Genomic DNA, 15,038 nt, shown 5'->3' with positions numbered 1-15,038 from the left:
TCGCACTTTTGTTCTAGCTCGCCGAAACGGCCGCGCTCACCGCCGTCCGCGCGGCGCCTCGGCCTTGGCTGGCGGCTCGGTCTGCGGAGCGCAGGTCGCAGCTTGAAGCGAGCCTTGCGCCTGCTGCATCAGGCCGGGCTCGGGGGCGAGCGCCTTCATCAGGATCAGGCCGGTCGTGGTCGGGGAATCGATGATCAGGCGGTCGGCCGCGGTGACCTCTTCGTCCTCCGGCAGCTCGTTGTGCTGCGCCTCCGTCATCAGGTCGAGCTCGATCACCTTGCGGCCCGCGGAGCGGTCGTTGATGGCGTAATAGGCGATCTCGTTGCGGGTGTAGAACGACACCGAGGTGTAGGCCTGGCTCACCGGCACCGTCAGCTTGATCGGCCCGCCCGACAGGTCGTAGCGGCAGATCGCCAGCGCGAAGGCCGGATCCATGAACGGCATCGGCGAATTGTTGGGATCGGCGAGGGGAAGCTGGGTGACGGCGTTCACCCTGGTCATCGGCGTCAGCCGCGAATAGGCATCCTGGGTGGCGATCCGCGGCAGCGCCAGCACGCTGACGAGATGGACCACGAGGCCCAGCACCACGCCGGCAACGATGGTGAAGACGAGTCGGATCATGAGCAGCCCACCGTTGTGATGCTCGGCATCGGCGCATCGCGCTGGGTGCGCGTCGCAACGCCGACCGGCGTGTCGTAGAGACGCAGCATCAATGCGTAACGCTCGATGCCGCCGGTCGGCAGCCAGTTGCCGGCGCGCGAGCGCGAGGCGATCCGGATCTCGAACGAGCCGTCGGACGAGCGCACGATCTCCTGGCTGGTGAAGCCGTAGCGCTGCAGCGAGTTGGCGACGAGGTGGCCCTTGCGGTCGTACAGCGTCAGCGTCCAGAACCGCGCCGGCGGCGTCACGCCGGACACGATCACGTCGCAGCGGCCGTCGAGCGCCTTCTTCTTGTCGTCAGTGGTGGCGGTGAAGGCGACGCCGTCGCCGGTGCCGATCGGCAGCTCGCCGTTGCGGACGATGGTGGCGCGCGAATAGGGGTCGACGTCGGCGGTGCCGGTGCGCGGCCGCGCGGTCCAGGCGCCGATGGTCAGCGCGCCGATCTCGGTGCCGCGCGTCGTGGTCATCCACGTCGCGCCGACGCCGACGACTGTCGCAAGAAGAAGCGCCGTCAATGTGATCAGGATCAGCCGCACGGGTTTCGATCAGTTCTTGCGCGGGGCGGAGGTGTTGGCGTTCTCTTCCGCATAGTTCTGCGGGAAGGCGAGCGCGCTCGTCGACGAGGACGGCTTGCCGTCATTTGCCGTCGACTTGTTCGCAGCCTTGGCCGCATCATCCAGCAGCTTCTCGACGCGCACCAGGATGTCGGCGCCGCGCTTGGTCAGCACCGGCGGCGGACCGGGCTTGGTCTCCAGAACCTTCGGCGCCGCACTGGGGTGCGCGGCCATCGGCTGCGGCGGCAGCTTCTGGCCCATGCCGATGCCGGGGATCTCCCGGACCTCGACGCCTTGATGCGCGGCGAGCATGATGTCGTGCCAGGTCTGCGCCGGCAGCGAGCCGCCGGTCATGCGGTTGGTCGGCGAGTAATCGTCGTTGCCGTACCACACTGCGCAGGTGAAATTGCCGGTGTAGCCGACGAACCAGGCATCGCGATACGCATTGGTCGTGCCGGTCTTTCCCGCCGTCGGAATGCCGTCCAGCGCGGCGCGCCGCGCGGTGCCTTCGCTCACGACGTGGCTCATCATGCCGGCCATGTCGGCGGCGACGGAGGCGGGGATCGCCTGCCGCGGCTTCGGTCCGTCGCGGTCCCAGCGCCAGACCAGGTCGCCGGCGCCGGTGCGCACTTCGAGCACCGAATGCGGCGTCACCGCCTTGCCGCGGTTGGGGAAGGTCGCGTAGGCCACCGCATGCTCGAGCACGGTGACTTCGTCCGAGCCGATCGGCAGCGAGGGCGTGTCGGGCAGCGGCGCCTTGAGGCCGAAGCGGCGCGCGACCTCGACGATCTTGGCGCGGCCGACCTTGGCCGGGTTCGGCGCCTTCGGCTCGCTCTTCCGGCCAATCTCGATCGACAGCTTCACCGGCACGACGTTGATCGAGCGGGTGATCGCCTGCGTCAGCGTCACTGAGCCGGAATAAGAATGGCCATAGTTCTGCGGGCACCAATTGCCGATGCAGACCGGACCGTCGACCACGACCGAGTTCGGCGTGTAGCCGTTCAGCAGCGCCGTGGTGTAGACGTAAGGCTTGAACGAGGAGCCCGGCTGGCGATAGGCATCGGTGGCGCGGTTGAACTGGCTGGCGCCGTAGTCGCGGCCGCCGACCATGGCGCGGATGCCGCCGTCGAGATCGGCGACGACGGTCGCCGCCTGCGTCGCGTGATAGTCGCGGCCGAACTGGCGCAGCTGGTTCTCGACCGCGTCTTCCGCCGCCTTCTGCACGTTGGTGTCGATGGCGGTGCGGACGACGAAGACGCGCTCGGTGTAGGACTTCGGGAAGGTGTCGACCAGCTTGCGCATCTCGTCGAAGGCGTAGTCGAGATAATAGTTCGGCGAGGCCTCGTCGCGGCGGTCGACTGCGAAGGCCGGGTTGCGGCGGGCGCCGAACACCTGGCCCTCGGTCATGAAGCCGGCATCGACGAGGTTGTCGAGCACGACGTTGGCGCGGGCGCGGGCGGCGGGCAGGTTGATGTGCGGGGCATACTTCGTCGGCGCCTTGAACAGGCCGGCGAGCATCGCCGCTTCCGCCAGCGTCACGTCGCGTGCGGACTTGTTGAAGTAGAAATGCGCCGCGCCGTCGACGCCGAAAGTGCCGCCGCCCATATAGGCGCGGTCGAGATAGAGCTTGAGGATCTCGTTCTTGGTCAGGCGCCATTCCAGCCAGATCGCGAGGAAGGCCTCGTTGACCTTGCGCTCGATGGTGCGCTCGTTGCTCAGGAACAGGTTCTTGGCGAGCTGCTGGGTGATCGAGGAGCCGCCCTGGCGCACGCCGCCGGCTTGCGCGTTGGTGACGAGCGCGCGCGCGGTGCCGGCGATGTCGATGCCGAAATGCTCGTAGAAGCGGCGGTCCTCGGTCGCCAGCGTCGCCTTGATCAGGACGTCCGGAAAGTCTTCCAGCGGAATGGAGTCGTTGTGCTTGATGCCGCGGCTGCCGATCGGATTGCCGTAGCGGTCGAGGAACGTCACCGCGAGGTCGGACTTCTTCAGCCAGTCCTCGTCTGCGGTCTCGCGGAAGGCGGGAATGGCGAGGGTGAGCATCACGACGAGGCCGCCGAGCCCGAGGGTTGCGGCCTCCGACAGCGGCTCGATGAATACCCAGCGCTTCCACCGCCCGACATAGAAGCGGTCCATGAAGGTCGAGTAGCGCTCGTAGAGCTCGCGGATGCCCTTGGCCGAGGAGAACAGCGAGGAGTCGATGCGCGCATCGAGATCCAGGAAGAAATTCCGGACCCTCTGCTTCCAATGCGGTGGTATGATCTGGCGCACCTAGAACCCTTGAGGCTTGCTTCGAAAGCGTTCAAGCACCCGGCCGGGGCGGCCTCGAGACGTCTTGCGGGAATGTTGCGGCAAACCCAAGGCGCCCGGCCAGCATCCGAGGGACTTGCTGTTCCTTCTAGCCGAGCGGGCCCCATAAACCAATGGTCACGCTCGCGATTTTGAACAACAGGCCTAATTGACCCCGGTTCATTACGGGCCTCAAAGGGGCCTCGCTTGCACCCCTGCCGCCGCGCGCCCTAGATGGCGTTGCCGTAGCTCTTTCGAACCGTTGTTGAGGCGCATGACCGCAGCTCCCAAACGACCTTCCGGACAGGAAGGATTCTTCTGGAAAACCAAGACGTTGGAACAGATGTCGGGGGCCGAATGGGAAAGCCTGTGCGACGGCTGCGGCCGCTGCTGCCTGAACAAGCTCGAGGACGAGGACACCGGGCAGATCTACTTCACCCATATCGGCTGCAAGCTGCTCGATGGGATGAGCTGCGCCTGCAAGGACTATCCGAATCGCTCCGACAAGGTTCCGGACTGCGTCCGCCTGACCCCGGCCAATGTCCGCACCCTGAACTGGCTGCCGCCGAGCTGCGGCTACAAGCTCGTCGCCGAAGGGCGCGACCTCTATTGGTGGCATCCGCTGGTTTCGGGTGACCCCAACACCGTGCACGAAGCCGGCGTCTCCGTGCGCGGCCGCGTCGAGGGCAGCGAGGAGGAGGTCCCGGACGAGGAGCTCGAGGACCACATCGTGCACTGGCCGGCGACCTTGCCGAAACGGGCGCGTCTGAAGAAGCGACCTTGAACAGCTGTGCGTAGAGGTCGCACGGAGACACGCTTCACATTCAAGGGTTGAGGTGATATTCTGGTTGTAGATTTTGATCTGGATATACTTAGGTTGTTTGAATGATTGAGGTACCCTAGAATTTTTGGGGGTCCGATGAATACTGATCCGGTTGATCCGATACCGACGGACGACGAGAACAAGCCATTAGAACCAACCACTGCGCTTTGCCTTTCCGGCGGAGGATATCGCGCGATGGTGTTTCATATCGGCGTCCTGTGGCGGCTGTACGAAACGGGACTGCTGCAGAATATCAAGCGCATATCGAGCGTTTCCGGTGGGTCGATCACTGCTGGCATGTTGGCGCTGGCGTGGCCCGAGCTCAGCTTCAAACCTGGCAGCATCAACAGCGATTTCATTCCGAAATTTGTCGCGCCGTTACGCACCTTCGCAGGCGTCACGATCGATGCCGAGTCGGTGATCCTGGGGGCGCTGTTGCCAGGCAGCATCGGCGACCGTATCGCCGACGCGTACGACGATCACCTGTTTCACGGCAAGACACTGCAGGACATGCCTGACGAGCCGCGCTTCGTAATCAATGCAACGAACGTGCAATCAGGCGCGCTCTGGCGTTTCATGAAGCCTTATATGCGCGACTACCGCGTCGGCGAGGTGAAGAATCCCAAAATTCCGCTGGCGCAAGCCGTAGCGGCTTCCTCCGCTTTTCCCCCGGTCCTCTCTCCATTCGAATTGCGTCTCAAGGACAGCGATTTCGTGCCCGGTACGGGACTCGACCTGCAGCGGCCTCCATTTACCACGCGCGTCGTTCTCAGCGATGGCGGCGTCTACGACAATCTCGGCCTTGAGACGGCATGGAAGCGCCACCAGACGGTTCTGGTCAGCGATGCCGGCGGCAAGATAGAGGCTGAAGAGCAACCGGAGACGGATTGGCCCCGGCATTCCTACCGCGTCCTCAATCTGATCGACAATCAGGTGCGTTCGCTGCGCAAGCGGCAGGTCATCGACTCCTTCAAGTCGGGAACGCGCAAGGGCGCCTATTGGGGCATCCGCACCGACATCGCGGACTACGGGCTGGCCGATGCTCTGCCGTGTCCTTTCGAGCGTACGTTGCAACTTGCGGAGGTGCCGACACGTCTGAAACGGCTGGACGCGACGACGCAGGAAAGATTGATCAATTGGGGCTACGCCGTGTGTGATGCGGCCCTGCGCAAGCATGTTGTGGCGGTCAGGCCAGCGCCTGCCTTTCCCTATCCGCAGTCTGGTGTCTGAGGAAGACGACAATGGCGGACGACAAGGGGCGTAAGCGGCGCGCAAAACCGCAAAGCGGCACACCCAAAAGCCGCGGGCCGACTTGGCCGGTCTCGGCCGACGGAAGACCCAAGCAGTTCTCTATTCCGCCCGAAGTGGTCGAACATATCCTCCTGGGTCCCCGCGACGACAGGCGCGTGCTGCAGGACTCGCCGCTGCTCGGCGATGTCTGGGCGGCTTACGCGCTCGATCCGGGCATCGCCCAGGACGTTCTGATTACGCCGCACAAAAATGCGACCGCGGTGAGCGTGGCCCGTACCATCGCAGGCGCGCTGAAACTGCCGGTCGAATCTGCCCCGCCTGGCCGGCCTCCAACAAAGGCCAAGGTCGCCTATTTGCAGGGGCTCGTCGGTGCGCGGCTCTATTTCGACCAGGTGCTTCGCATCCTGGTACCGCGGACACAATGGTGGCGCGAGCCGAAGGTGGCCGAAAGGATCGAAGGCGTAGATGCCGGCGACAATCAGGGGACGATCAAAAAGCTGCTCCAGCAAGGGCCGAGGAGGTCCAACGCGCCGCGCGAACGCACATTGGACAATGCCACGTCGCTCCAAAGGTATATCGCGCTCGCCGGATTGATCTACTGGATTTGCAAGCTGGAACGTCCCGTCGGTTGGGACGAACCGCTTGAGCCACTGACCTTTGAGCAGGCATTGGAACGATACCGGGACTATGCCGACGAGATTCTCTCCGACATGTTCGCACTTTATGAGGTAGTCAAGGCGGACGAGAACGTTCGGCAGCAGAACGACATCGTCGATGCCAGGAGCGAGCCGGCGGAAGAAAGACCAGCTTGTATTTTCCAGGTATCGCTCAACCGATCGGCCGTTCCCGCGCTCGATCGGTCGGTGCCGGCGGTCAAGGCCGACGCTGCGAGGTCGCTGTTCAACGTCCAGTGCAAGAATATCGTTTGGGCAGTTCTTGATTCCGGTATTCAGAACAATCACGACGCGTTCATGACGTCCGGCGAGAAGCCGGCGTCGCGTGTCAGGAAAATCTTCGATTTCACGAATATTCGCGAGATCGTCAGCAGTGAGACGGGTGACGTCGATGCTCAAACCCGCGAGAAGCTGATCCGAGCGTCCGGGCTCCCTGAAGCCGAGGTGGACGTCAGCCTGGAGAAGATTGCCGAAGACTTCGAGAAGGAGCGCCCCATCAACTGGGCGACCGTCGAAAGGCTGATCACGGTCAAGAGGCCGGATCCAAACGACAAGTCTGAAAAGCTGCCCAGTTCGCACGGGACCCACGTTGCGGGAATCATCGGAGCGGACCAGAGGGACGGCAAATACGCTGGCGGCATGTGCCCGGACATCGGACTCTACGATTTCCGCGTGCTGGGTGCGAGCCTGGAGGAGACCGAGTTCGCCGTCATCGCTGCCATGCAATACATCCGTTACGTCAACGAGCGGCATAACTACATCACGATTCACGGCGCGAATCTCAGCCTCTCAATTCCGCACAACGTGCGCAATTTTGCATGTGGGCGGACGCCGATTTGCAACGAATGCGAACGTTTGGTCGAAAGCGGAGTGGTGGTCGTGGCCGCAGCAGGCAATCGCGGCTTTCAGAAATTCGAAACGAAGGATGGTCCGTTCGAAAATTATGCCGCCTTCAGTATCACCGATCCCGGAAATGCCGACGGCGTCATCACCGTTGGATCGACCCACGGGAATTGGCCGCATACATACGGAGTCAGCTTCTTCTCGAGCCGCGGTCCGACCGGCGATGGCCGCGCGAAGCCGGATCTCGTCGCGCCCGGTGAGCGGATTCTATCGACCGTTCCGAATGATGATTGGGCTCCGGAATCGGGCACCAGCATGGCGGCTCCCATGGTTAGCGGAGCCGCGGCGATGCTGCTCGCCCGATACGAAGAGCTGATCGGGCAACCGCGCCGAGTCAAACGCATCCTGTGCGACAGCGCGACGGATCTTGGCCGCGAGCGCAGCTTTCAGGGGCACGGCATGCTCGACGTGTTGCGGGCACTTCAATCGATCTGAGGAGGAATGCGATGCATTTTAGCCTTGACGTCTTGCGCGCCCGCAAGGGCGATTGCCTGATCCTTCATTTCGGAACAGCTGACGATCCGCACCTGATGCTGATCGATGGAGGACCTGCCAAGGTCTATAAGCCACATCTGGCGCCGAGAATCGCGCAGATTCACCGTTCGCGCGAATTGGAGCCGAATGATCCCTTGCCGATAGACGTTGTGATGGTCAGTCACATCGACGACGATCACATTAGGGGCATTCTCGAACTAACGGCGGATCAGCTGGGGAACAGTCCCGATCTCCGTCTCAAGGTCGCCAGCTTGTGGCACAACAGCTTTGACGATCTGCTCACGACTGCGCCTGAAGAACTGTTGTCCGGGTTTGGGCCGGCGTCATTCGAGGCAGGCACTGCGCGAAGGCCGGATTTTGACTCAATCGAGCCCGACGAAGAATCCGACGAGGAAGAGGTGCATCAGACAGTGGATGTTCTCGCCGGCATATCGCAGGGCCGTCAATTGCGTGATGATCGGGAAGTGTTGCAGCGACGCTCGCCGGCGCGTCGGCAGTGGAAACTGAACCACAAATTCGACGGCGAGCTGATCCTCGCGACCGAGGATACGGACGCGGTCATGTTGGATGGTGGCCTCAAGATGACCGTGGCCGGACCGATGCAGCCCGAATTGCTGGCCCTCCAGGAAGCCCATGACAAATGGCTGCGGGAGCAAAAGCAGGGGAAGAAAAGCCCGGAAGCAATGCTGGCGGCATTCGTCGACAAGTCGGTGCCCAATCTCTCCAGCATCGTCGTTTTGGCCGAAATGGGCGGCAAGTGCATGCTGCTGACCGGCGACGCGCGTGGTGACAAGGTCTTGGAGGGACTTGAGCTGGCCAGGTTGCTTGCCCCCGGAAAGACGCGCCACGTCAATCTTCTCAAGGTGCCGCATCACGGCAGCTCCAACAATCTGGAGCAGGTCTTTTTCGAGCGCCTGCCTGCCGACCACTACGTCTTCTCGGGTGATGGCGAACACGGCAATCCCGAACGTGAGACGCTGGAAATGCTGCTGGAAGCGCGGGGCGTCGACGCCGAATACACAATCCACCTGACCTATCCGATTGACGAGATAGATATCGAGCGCCAAGCCGACTGGGAAAAGGAGCAGGCCAAGGAGAAGGCGCGCAAGAAGAAGAATCCGGCGACCAAGAAGCCGGTTCGAGAAAACTGGTCGCCGGAAAAGCACAGCCTCGGCGCTCTGTTCCAGAGCAATCCCAAGTTCGGCAAGAAGGTGGTCATCGTTGATCCCGGCAAACCACATCTGATCAACTTGCTGGACCCCATCAGGCTTTAGTGGGCTCGGGGGCGCTCAGGCTCCAAGCAGTACCTCAATACGGCCCGGCTCTGTCGATCCCGGAACCGCGAGGATGCATCGGCGGGATGCACCCATGCGCCGCGGTGCCTGCCTGGGAAGAACTTTCCTCTCTACATTGCCTGCATAGAACGAATCCTTCGCGGCGTTGCGCCGCGTCACGACGTCCGATCGAGATGAACAAGTTCGACCGGCAGAGCAATTCTGCCGACATCCAGGCCTTGCCCGACGATATTGCCGAAGAGCTGTCCCGCCTGCCGAGCGAGGTCATCAGCGTCGACGACGCGCCGTCGATCGCCCCACCGGTGCCGCTGAGCTCCGACGAGGTCCGCACCATCGTCATCAGCCTGATGCTGACGATGTTCCTGGCAGCCCTCGACCAGACCATCGTGGCGACCGCGCTGCCGACCATCGGACGCCAGTTCCAGGACGTCTCCAATCTCTCCTGGGTGATCACCGCCTATCTGCTCGCCTCGACCGCGGTCGCGCCGGTGTTCGGGACGCTCAGCGACATCTACGGCCGCCGCGTCATGATCATCATCTCGCTCAGCCTGTTCGTCGCGGGCTCGGTGCTGTGCGCGATCGCGCCGAACATGCCGATGCTGATCCTGGCACGCGGGCTTCAGGGCCTCGGTGGCGGCGGCATCATGCCGGTGGTGCAGACCGTGATCTCCGACGTCGTGAGCCCGCGCGAGCGCGGGCAGTATCAGGCCTATTTCTCCAGCGTCTGGATGGTCGGCGGCATCCTCGGCCCGGTCATCGGCGGCGTGTTCGCCGAGCATCTGCACTGGTCGATGATCTTCTGGATCAACCTGCCGCTTGCGGCCGCAGCGCTCGCATTGCTGCTGCCCAAGATGAGCAAGATCCCGGTGTTCCATCGCAAGCGCAAGGTCGACTGGCTCGGCGGCGTCTTGCTGATGGCCGCCGCCGTGGTCTTCATGCTGGTGCTGACCTGGGGCGGCACGCGCTATCCCTGGCTGTCGCCGACGGTGCTGGCGATGGTGGGCGGCGCCGTCGCGCTCGCGGTGAGCTTCGTGTGGCACGCCCGGCGGGCCGACGAGCCGTTCCTGCCGCTGCCCTTGCTGACGGGATCGGTGGCGCCGTTCGCGCTGACCGCCGGCGGCTGCGGGCTCGGTGCGATCACCGGCCTCACCGTGCAGCTGCCGCTTTATTACGAGCAGGTCTACCATTTGAGCGCCAGCGAGGCGGGGCTTGCGCTGATCCCGCTCGCGGCAGTCTCGACCGTTGGCGCCGCCGTCGCCGGCCGCACCATGGCGCGGGCCAAGCACTATAAGCGCGTCGCCATCATCGGCACGTCCTGGGCCGCGCTGTGCGGCCTCGGCCTCACGGTCACCACCTTGCCGCTGTGGGGGCTGCTGCTGCTGATGGCCGCGTTCGCGCTGGGTCTCGGCACGACTTTCCCGGTCTGCGTGGTCTCGCTGCAGAACTCGGTCGCGCGTCCGCAAGTCGGCACCATCACCGGCGCGATGAACTTCTTCCGCTCGCTGATGTCCTCGTTCACGGTGGCGGCCTTCGCCGCGATCCTGCTCATCGCGCTCGGCACCGACATCCCGCTCGCCGGCGAGCACCATGCCGCAGGCAGCGTAGCGATTCCCGCCGACGACATGCGTCATGCGTTCCGCTACGTCTTCGGCGCCGCCACCGCACTGATGACGATAGCCGCGCTGTGCCTGATCGCGATGGAGGAGCGCCCGCTGGCCGGACCCTCGGCCAAGCAACCCGTCGAGATGGCCGAGTAAGGCTCAGCGGCCTGCGTCCGGGAAGCCGCTCTTCCGCGGCAGCCGGATCGTGAACTCCGTGAACGCACCGAGCTCCGTTGCGACGTCGATCGTGCCGCCGTGCTGCTTCACGACGATGTCGTGGGTCATCGACAGCCCGAGGCCGGTGCCTTCGCCGGCCGGCTTGGTCGTGAAGAACGGATTGAACATCTTCTCCTTCACGTCGTCGGCAATGCCGGTGCCGTTGTCACGAATGGAGATCTCGATCTGGTCGCCGCGGTCGCGCGTCGCGGCGGTCACCATCGGCTCGTAGCCGGCGGCGCCGTCGGCCTTGCGCCGGGTGACCGCGTGGAAGCCGTTCGAGATCAGGTTCAGGAGCACGCGGGTGATCTCCTGCGGAAACATTTCGGCGTGTCCGGCCGCGGGATCGAGCTCGCGCTTCAGCGTCACGTGGAAATTCGGCTTCTCGGCGCGTGCGCCGTGATAGGCGAGGTTGAGGCTTTCCTCGACCAGGGCGTTGATGTCGCTCAGCCCATGCTCGCCGACGCCTTCGCGCGAATGCAGCAGCATGTTCTTGACGATGGAATCGGCGCGGCGGCCGTGCTGCACGATCTTGCCGAGGTTGTCCTGCAGAAGCCCCGTCAGCTCGTCGACCTCGCTGCGGACGTTCTCGGGGAGGGGGACCGGCGCGAGCGCCTCGTTCAGCTCCTCGGTCAGCTCGGCAGACAGCGAGGCAAAATTGTTGACGAAGTTGAGCGGGTTCTTGATCTCGTGCGCGATGCCGGCCGTGAGCTGGCCCAGTGATGCCAGCTTCTCGGTCTGGATCAGCCGGTCCTGCGCGGCGCGCAGATCATCGAGCGATTGGGCGAGCTCGCTGGTGCGGGTCGCAACTTCGTTGAACAGTCGGGTATTCTCGACCGCGATCACGGCCTGATCGGCAAAGGTCTTGAGCAGGTTGATCGCCTTGTCCGGGAAATGACCGGGCTCCCGCCGTGTCACGGCGATGGTGCCGATCGCAACGCCGTCGCGCAGCATCGGCACCACCAGGATGCTGCGATAACCGCGCGTTCGCGCCAGCTCCTTCATGGCCTCGGTCAGACCAGGCTCGTTCTGCATGTCGCTGCGGAAGGCAAACTCGCCGCTCGTCGCCACGCGGCTGTGAATGCCCGACGATGACAAGGGTGTCGGAAATGAGCTCAGCAGATCCGCATTGCCGGCATCATTGTCGGTCGTGAAGGCGGCCAGATGCAGCATGCCGTCGACGACGCGGGTGACGGTGGAGGAATGCGCTCCGATCAGCGCCTTGGCGCTGTCGGAAATGGCCTGGAACACCGGCGTGACATCGGACGGTGAAGCCGCGATCACCTTGAGAATGTCGGCAGTCGCAGTCTGACGTTCAAGTGCTTCCCTGGTGGCGTTGAACAGGCTGACATTCTTGATCGCGATCACGGCCTGGTCGGCGAAAGTCTGCAGCAGGCGCACATGATGCTCGGCGAAGTTGCCGGTCGCGCGTCGCGTCGCGATGATGATGCCGATGGCCTCGCCTTCGCTCATCAGGGGCGTAAACAGCATGCTGCGATAGCCGCGGGCGCGCGCGATGTCGCGCGCGGCGGGCTCGAGCTCGGTGTCGGGCAATTGTGCCGCGGCACCATTGGCCACGAGCTGATAGGGCGGGAATTGCGCGAACCGCACCGGAAACGAGGCCTGGAGCACGCGATCGCCGGTCGGATCGGTCGGGGTGAATGCCGCGAGGTGCGCGGCGCCGTCGATATAGCGCAGCACCGCGGTGGAGAAGCCGCCGATCAGCCGGTTGGCATTGGTCGCGATCGCCTCGAACACCGGCTGCACGTCGGACGGGGAGGCCGCCATCACCTTCAGGATGTCGGCCGTCGCGGTCTGGCGTTCGAGCGCCTCTCTCGTCTCGTTGAACAGGCGTGCATTCTCGATCGCGATCACGGCCTGGTCGGCGAAGGTCTGCAGCAGCTGGACCAGGTCGGGCGCGAATGCGCCCGTTACGGCGCGCGTGACGCTGATCATGCCGACCGGCGCGCCCCGGTTCATCAGCGGCATGAACAGCACACTGCGGAAGCCGCGCAGCCGCGCCAGCTCCCGGTTCAGTTCCGGAACGTCGGCAGCCTCGCTGTCGGGAAACTGGATCGTCTCGCCCTCGCGCACGAGGGCAAAAGTCGGGAAGTCCGTGATCTTGCGCGGGAACGACGCCTTCAGCCCTGCGTCCGCCTCCGGGCTGGTCGGCGTGAACGCCACGAGGTGCAGTTCGTCGCCGATGAACTGAAGCACGGTGGCGGAGAAGCCGCCGAGCAGGCGCTTCGCGCTGGAGGCGACCGCCGCAAAGACCGGCCGCGCATCGGACGGCGATGCCGCGATGGTGCGCAGGATCTCGGCGCTGGCGCTCTGGCGATCCCGCGCAGTCGCAAGCTCAGCGCGTAGCTGCGCATTCTCGGCCGCGGCCAACTGCAATTGGCGTTCGAGTTCCTCGATGTCGTGCGAAAGCGTGGTCATTCCTCACCCAGCTTGATGCCGCGACGTGCGCGGCACCGGGCCGGATTATCACATCTTTCGCGGCCGGAGCCAGCGCTCGCAGCCATGCCCCGCACCGGCCCGCCTCACGTCCCCGGCCGCGACACCTCGGTCTCCTTGGCTGTGATGAACTCCAGCAGCACCGGGACGCCCTCCCTCGTCTTCTGGATGCCGCGCTTGATCGCGGGCACGATGTCCTCCGGCCGCGTCACCCGCTCGCCATGGCCGCCGAAGGCGCGTGCCATCGCGGCGTAGTCGCCGGAGATGTCGGTCGAGCGATATTTTTCGGTCGAGATCGGCATCACCTTCAGCTCGATCGCCATCGAGAAATTGTTGAGCAGGATCGACATGATCGGGATGCGCTCGCGCACCGCGGTCTCGAAATCCATGCCGGTGAAGCCGATCGCAGCATCGCCCCAGACGTTGATGCAGAGCTTGTCGGGCCTTGCCAGCTTGGCGCCCATCGCAAGACCGAGGCCATAGCCGAGCTGCGTCGTCTTGCCCCAGCCGAGATAGGTGAGGGGCTTTACTGCTTTCCAGAACGGCGAGAGCTGGTCGCGCGGACTGCCGGCATCGTGGGTGATGATCGTATTCTCGATATCCACGGTGTGCTGCAAGTCCCACAGCACGCGATAGGGGCTGAGCGGCGCGTCATTGCTGGTCAGCTTCGGCATCCATTTCGCCAACCATTCCTTGTGCGAGGCCGCGATCTCGGCCGCGATTGCCGATGCATCGCGATCCGCAGTGACGGTCTTGCCGATCTCCTCCAGCAGCGCGTCGAGCACGAGGCCGGCATCGCCGACCAGACCGATCTTCGCTTCCACATCCTTGTTGAGATGATTGGGATCGAGCGTCGAATGAATGATGGTCTTGCCCTTCGGCATCGCGATGCCGAAATTGGTCTCGGTGAAGGAGCAGCCGATGCCGAAGATGACGTCGGCCTCGGCCAGAAACTTCGGCACCGCGCGCGGCACTGCGAGGCCGCCGGAGCCGAGCGACAGCGGATGCGTCTCCGGAAACGATGATTTGCCCCCTAAGCTCGTGGTGACGGGGATCGCCAGCCGCTCGGCGAGCCGTTTCAGCTGCGGCCAGGCCTGCGCATAATGCACGCCCTGGCCGGCATAGATCACCGGCCGTTTTGCATTCACCAGCAGGCCGGCGGCGTCCTTGACGTGAACGGGGTCGGCGCCGTAGCGGGTGCGCAGCACCGGCGTGTAGTTCAGCGGCTCCGGCACCTCCTCGTTCCACATGTCCGAGGGGATCTCGACGATCACGGGTCCGCCGCGGCCGTTCTTCAGCTTGGTGAAGGCGCGGCGGAAGATGTTGGCGACTTCGGTCGCGAGGACGATCGGCTCGGACGATTTCGCGAACGGCTTCATCGCCTCGCTGGAATTGAAGTTCGGCTCGATATGCGCCAGCCTGCGCTGATAGCCCATCGGCAGCACCAGCACGGGGACCGATTCGCCGAAGCATTGCGCGACGCCGCCCATCGCATTCTCCGCGCCCGGCCCGTGCTGCATGCAGAAGGCGCCGATGCTGCGCCCCGACGTCACCCGCGAGATCGCGTCCGCCATGTGGATGCCGACGCGCTCCTGCCGCACCATCACGGGCCGGATCTCGGCCTTGGCCGCGTGCTCGATCAGATGGTTGACCGGATAGCCGCAGAGGATCTCGATGCCCTCGCGCCTCATGATTTCCGCAATGGCGGTGCCGAGCTTCATGGCGTCTCTCTCCCTGGCAAGGCCGGTTGATCCGGCTTGTTGCGAAGAGAGGATCAGGAATTTCCGGAAGCGTAAAGCGCGCGCGGCGAGCGTGGCGGTAGG

General features: G+C 64.2%; 10 protein-coding genes. 5 read left to right on the top strand and 5 right to left on the bottom strand.

Annotated elements, in window-relative coordinates; translation table 11 throughout:
* Positions 1-36: 36 nt before the first annotated feature.
* The 3 genes from ACNJYA_RS25860 to ACNJYA_RS25850 are packed head-to-tail and all read right to left on the bottom strand — an operon-like array spanning position 37 to position 3,482.
* Positions 37-621 carry a DUF1254 domain-containing protein gene (locus tag ACNJYA_RS25860; RefSeq protein ID WP_172784216.1) on the bottom strand — a complete coding sequence of 195 codons (585 nt, stop codon included), beginning with the start codon at positions 619-621 and terminating at the stop codon, positions 37-39.
* Entirely contained in the window at positions 618-1,196 is a 579-nt protein-coding gene (locus tag ACNJYA_RS25855) for a DUF1214 domain-containing protein (protein WP_172784217.1), read from the bottom strand. The genes ACNJYA_RS25860 and ACNJYA_RS25855 overlap by 4 nt, the downstream gene beginning before the upstream one ends.
* Positions 1,197-1,205: 9 nt before the next feature.
* Positions 1,206-3,482 carry a transglycosylase domain-containing protein gene (locus ACNJYA_RS25850; protein ID WP_439363722.1) on the bottom strand — a complete coding sequence of 759 codons (2,277 nt, stop codon included), beginning with the start codon at positions 3,480-3,482 and terminating at the stop codon, positions 1,206-1,208.
* Positions 3,483-3,774: 292 nt separating this feature from the next.
* Between ACNJYA_RS25850 and ACNJYA_RS25845 the strand changes: the two genes are divergently transcribed.
* From ACNJYA_RS25845 to ACNJYA_RS25825, 5 genes are all read left to right on the top strand, one after another.
* Complete coding sequence (locus tag ACNJYA_RS25845) at positions 3,775-4,284, top strand: YcgN family cysteine cluster protein (RefSeq protein WP_172784219.1); 510 nt, start codon at positions 3,775-3,777, stop codon at positions 4,282-4,284.
* A 135-nt stretch (positions 4,285-4,419) separates the two neighbouring features.
* Positions 4,420-5,553: a patatin-like phospholipase family protein gene (locus tag ACNJYA_RS25840; RefSeq protein ID WP_439363721.1), complete on the top strand. Its 1,134-nt coding sequence runs from the start codon at positions 4,420-4,422 to the stop codon at positions 5,551-5,553.
* A gap of 11 nt (positions 5,554-5,564) precedes the next feature.
* Positions 5,565-7,586 (top strand): S8 family peptidase, encoded by a 2,022-nt coding sequence (locus ACNJYA_RS25835; RefSeq protein ID WP_439363720.1) that lies wholly within the window; start codon positions 5,565-5,567, stop codon positions 7,584-7,586.
* Between the two features lie 11 nt (positions 7,587-7,597).
* Complete coding sequence (locus tag ACNJYA_RS25830; protein WP_439363719.1) at positions 7,598-8,920, top strand: hypothetical protein; 1,323 nt, start codon at positions 7,598-7,600, stop codon at positions 8,918-8,920.
* Between the two features lie 194 nt (positions 8,921-9,114).
* Positions 9,115-10,698, top strand: coding sequence for an MDR family MFS transporter (locus ACNJYA_RS25825; RefSeq protein ID WP_260382931.1), 1,584 nt, complete (start codon positions 9,115-9,117; stop codon positions 10,696-10,698).
* Positions 10,699-10,701: 3 nt separating this feature from the next.
* Here the strand turns inward: ACNJYA_RS25825 and ACNJYA_RS25820 are convergent, their stop codons facing one another.
* Both ACNJYA_RS25820 and ACNJYA_RS25815 read right to left on the bottom strand, forming a co-directional pair.
* Positions 10,702-13,197, bottom strand: coding sequence for a GAF domain-containing protein (locus tag ACNJYA_RS25820; protein ID WP_439363718.1), 2,496 nt, complete (start codon positions 13,195-13,197; stop codon positions 10,702-10,704).
* 104 nt (positions 13,198-13,301) lie between these two features.
* Positions 13,302-14,936, bottom strand: coding sequence for a thiamine pyrophosphate-requiring protein (locus ACNJYA_RS25815; protein WP_260382933.1), 1,635 nt, complete (start codon positions 14,934-14,936; stop codon positions 13,302-13,304).
* Positions 14,937-15,038 lie beyond the last annotated feature (102 nt).

This window comes from Bradyrhizobium sp. BLXBL-01, from assembly GCF_051853025.1.
Taxonomy (GTDB): Bacteria; Pseudomonadota; Alphaproteobacteria; order Rhizobiales; family Xanthobacteraceae; genus Bradyrhizobium.
The sequence above is the reverse complement of the archived record's forward strand: the minus strand, read 5'-3'. Positions and strand labels throughout refer to the sequence as shown.

Coding starts and splice junctions, on each gene's coding strand:
- ACNJYA_RS25860 (WP_172784216.1), bottom strand. CDS start 621: ATGATCCGACTCGTCTTCACCATCGTTGCCGGCGTGGTGCTGGGCCTC.
- ACNJYA_RS25845 (WP_172784219.1), top strand. CDS start 3,775: ATGACCGCAGCTCCCAAACGACCTTCCGGACAGGAAGGATTCTTCTGG.
- ACNJYA_RS25840 (WP_439363721.1), top strand. CDS start 4,420: ATGAATACTGATCCGGTTGATCCGATACCGACGGACGACGAGAACAAG.
- ACNJYA_RS25835 (WP_439363720.1), top strand. CDS start 5,565: ATGGCGGACGACAAGGGGCGTAAGCGGCGCGCAAAACCGCAAAGCGGC.
- ACNJYA_RS25830 (WP_439363719.1), top strand. CDS start 7,598: ATGCATTTTAGCCTTGACGTCTTGCGCGCCCGCAAGGGCGATTGCCTG.
- ACNJYA_RS25825 (WP_260382931.1), top strand. CDS start 9,115: ATGAACAAGTTCGACCGGCAGAGCAATTCTGCCGACATCCAGGCCTTG.
- ACNJYA_RS25820 (WP_439363718.1), bottom strand. CDS start 13,197: ATGACCACGCTTTCGCACGACATCGAGGAACTCGAACGCCAATTGCAG.
- ACNJYA_RS25815 (WP_260382933.1), bottom strand. CDS start 14,936: ATGAAGCTCGGCACCGCCATTGCGGAAATCATGAGGCGCGAGGGCATC.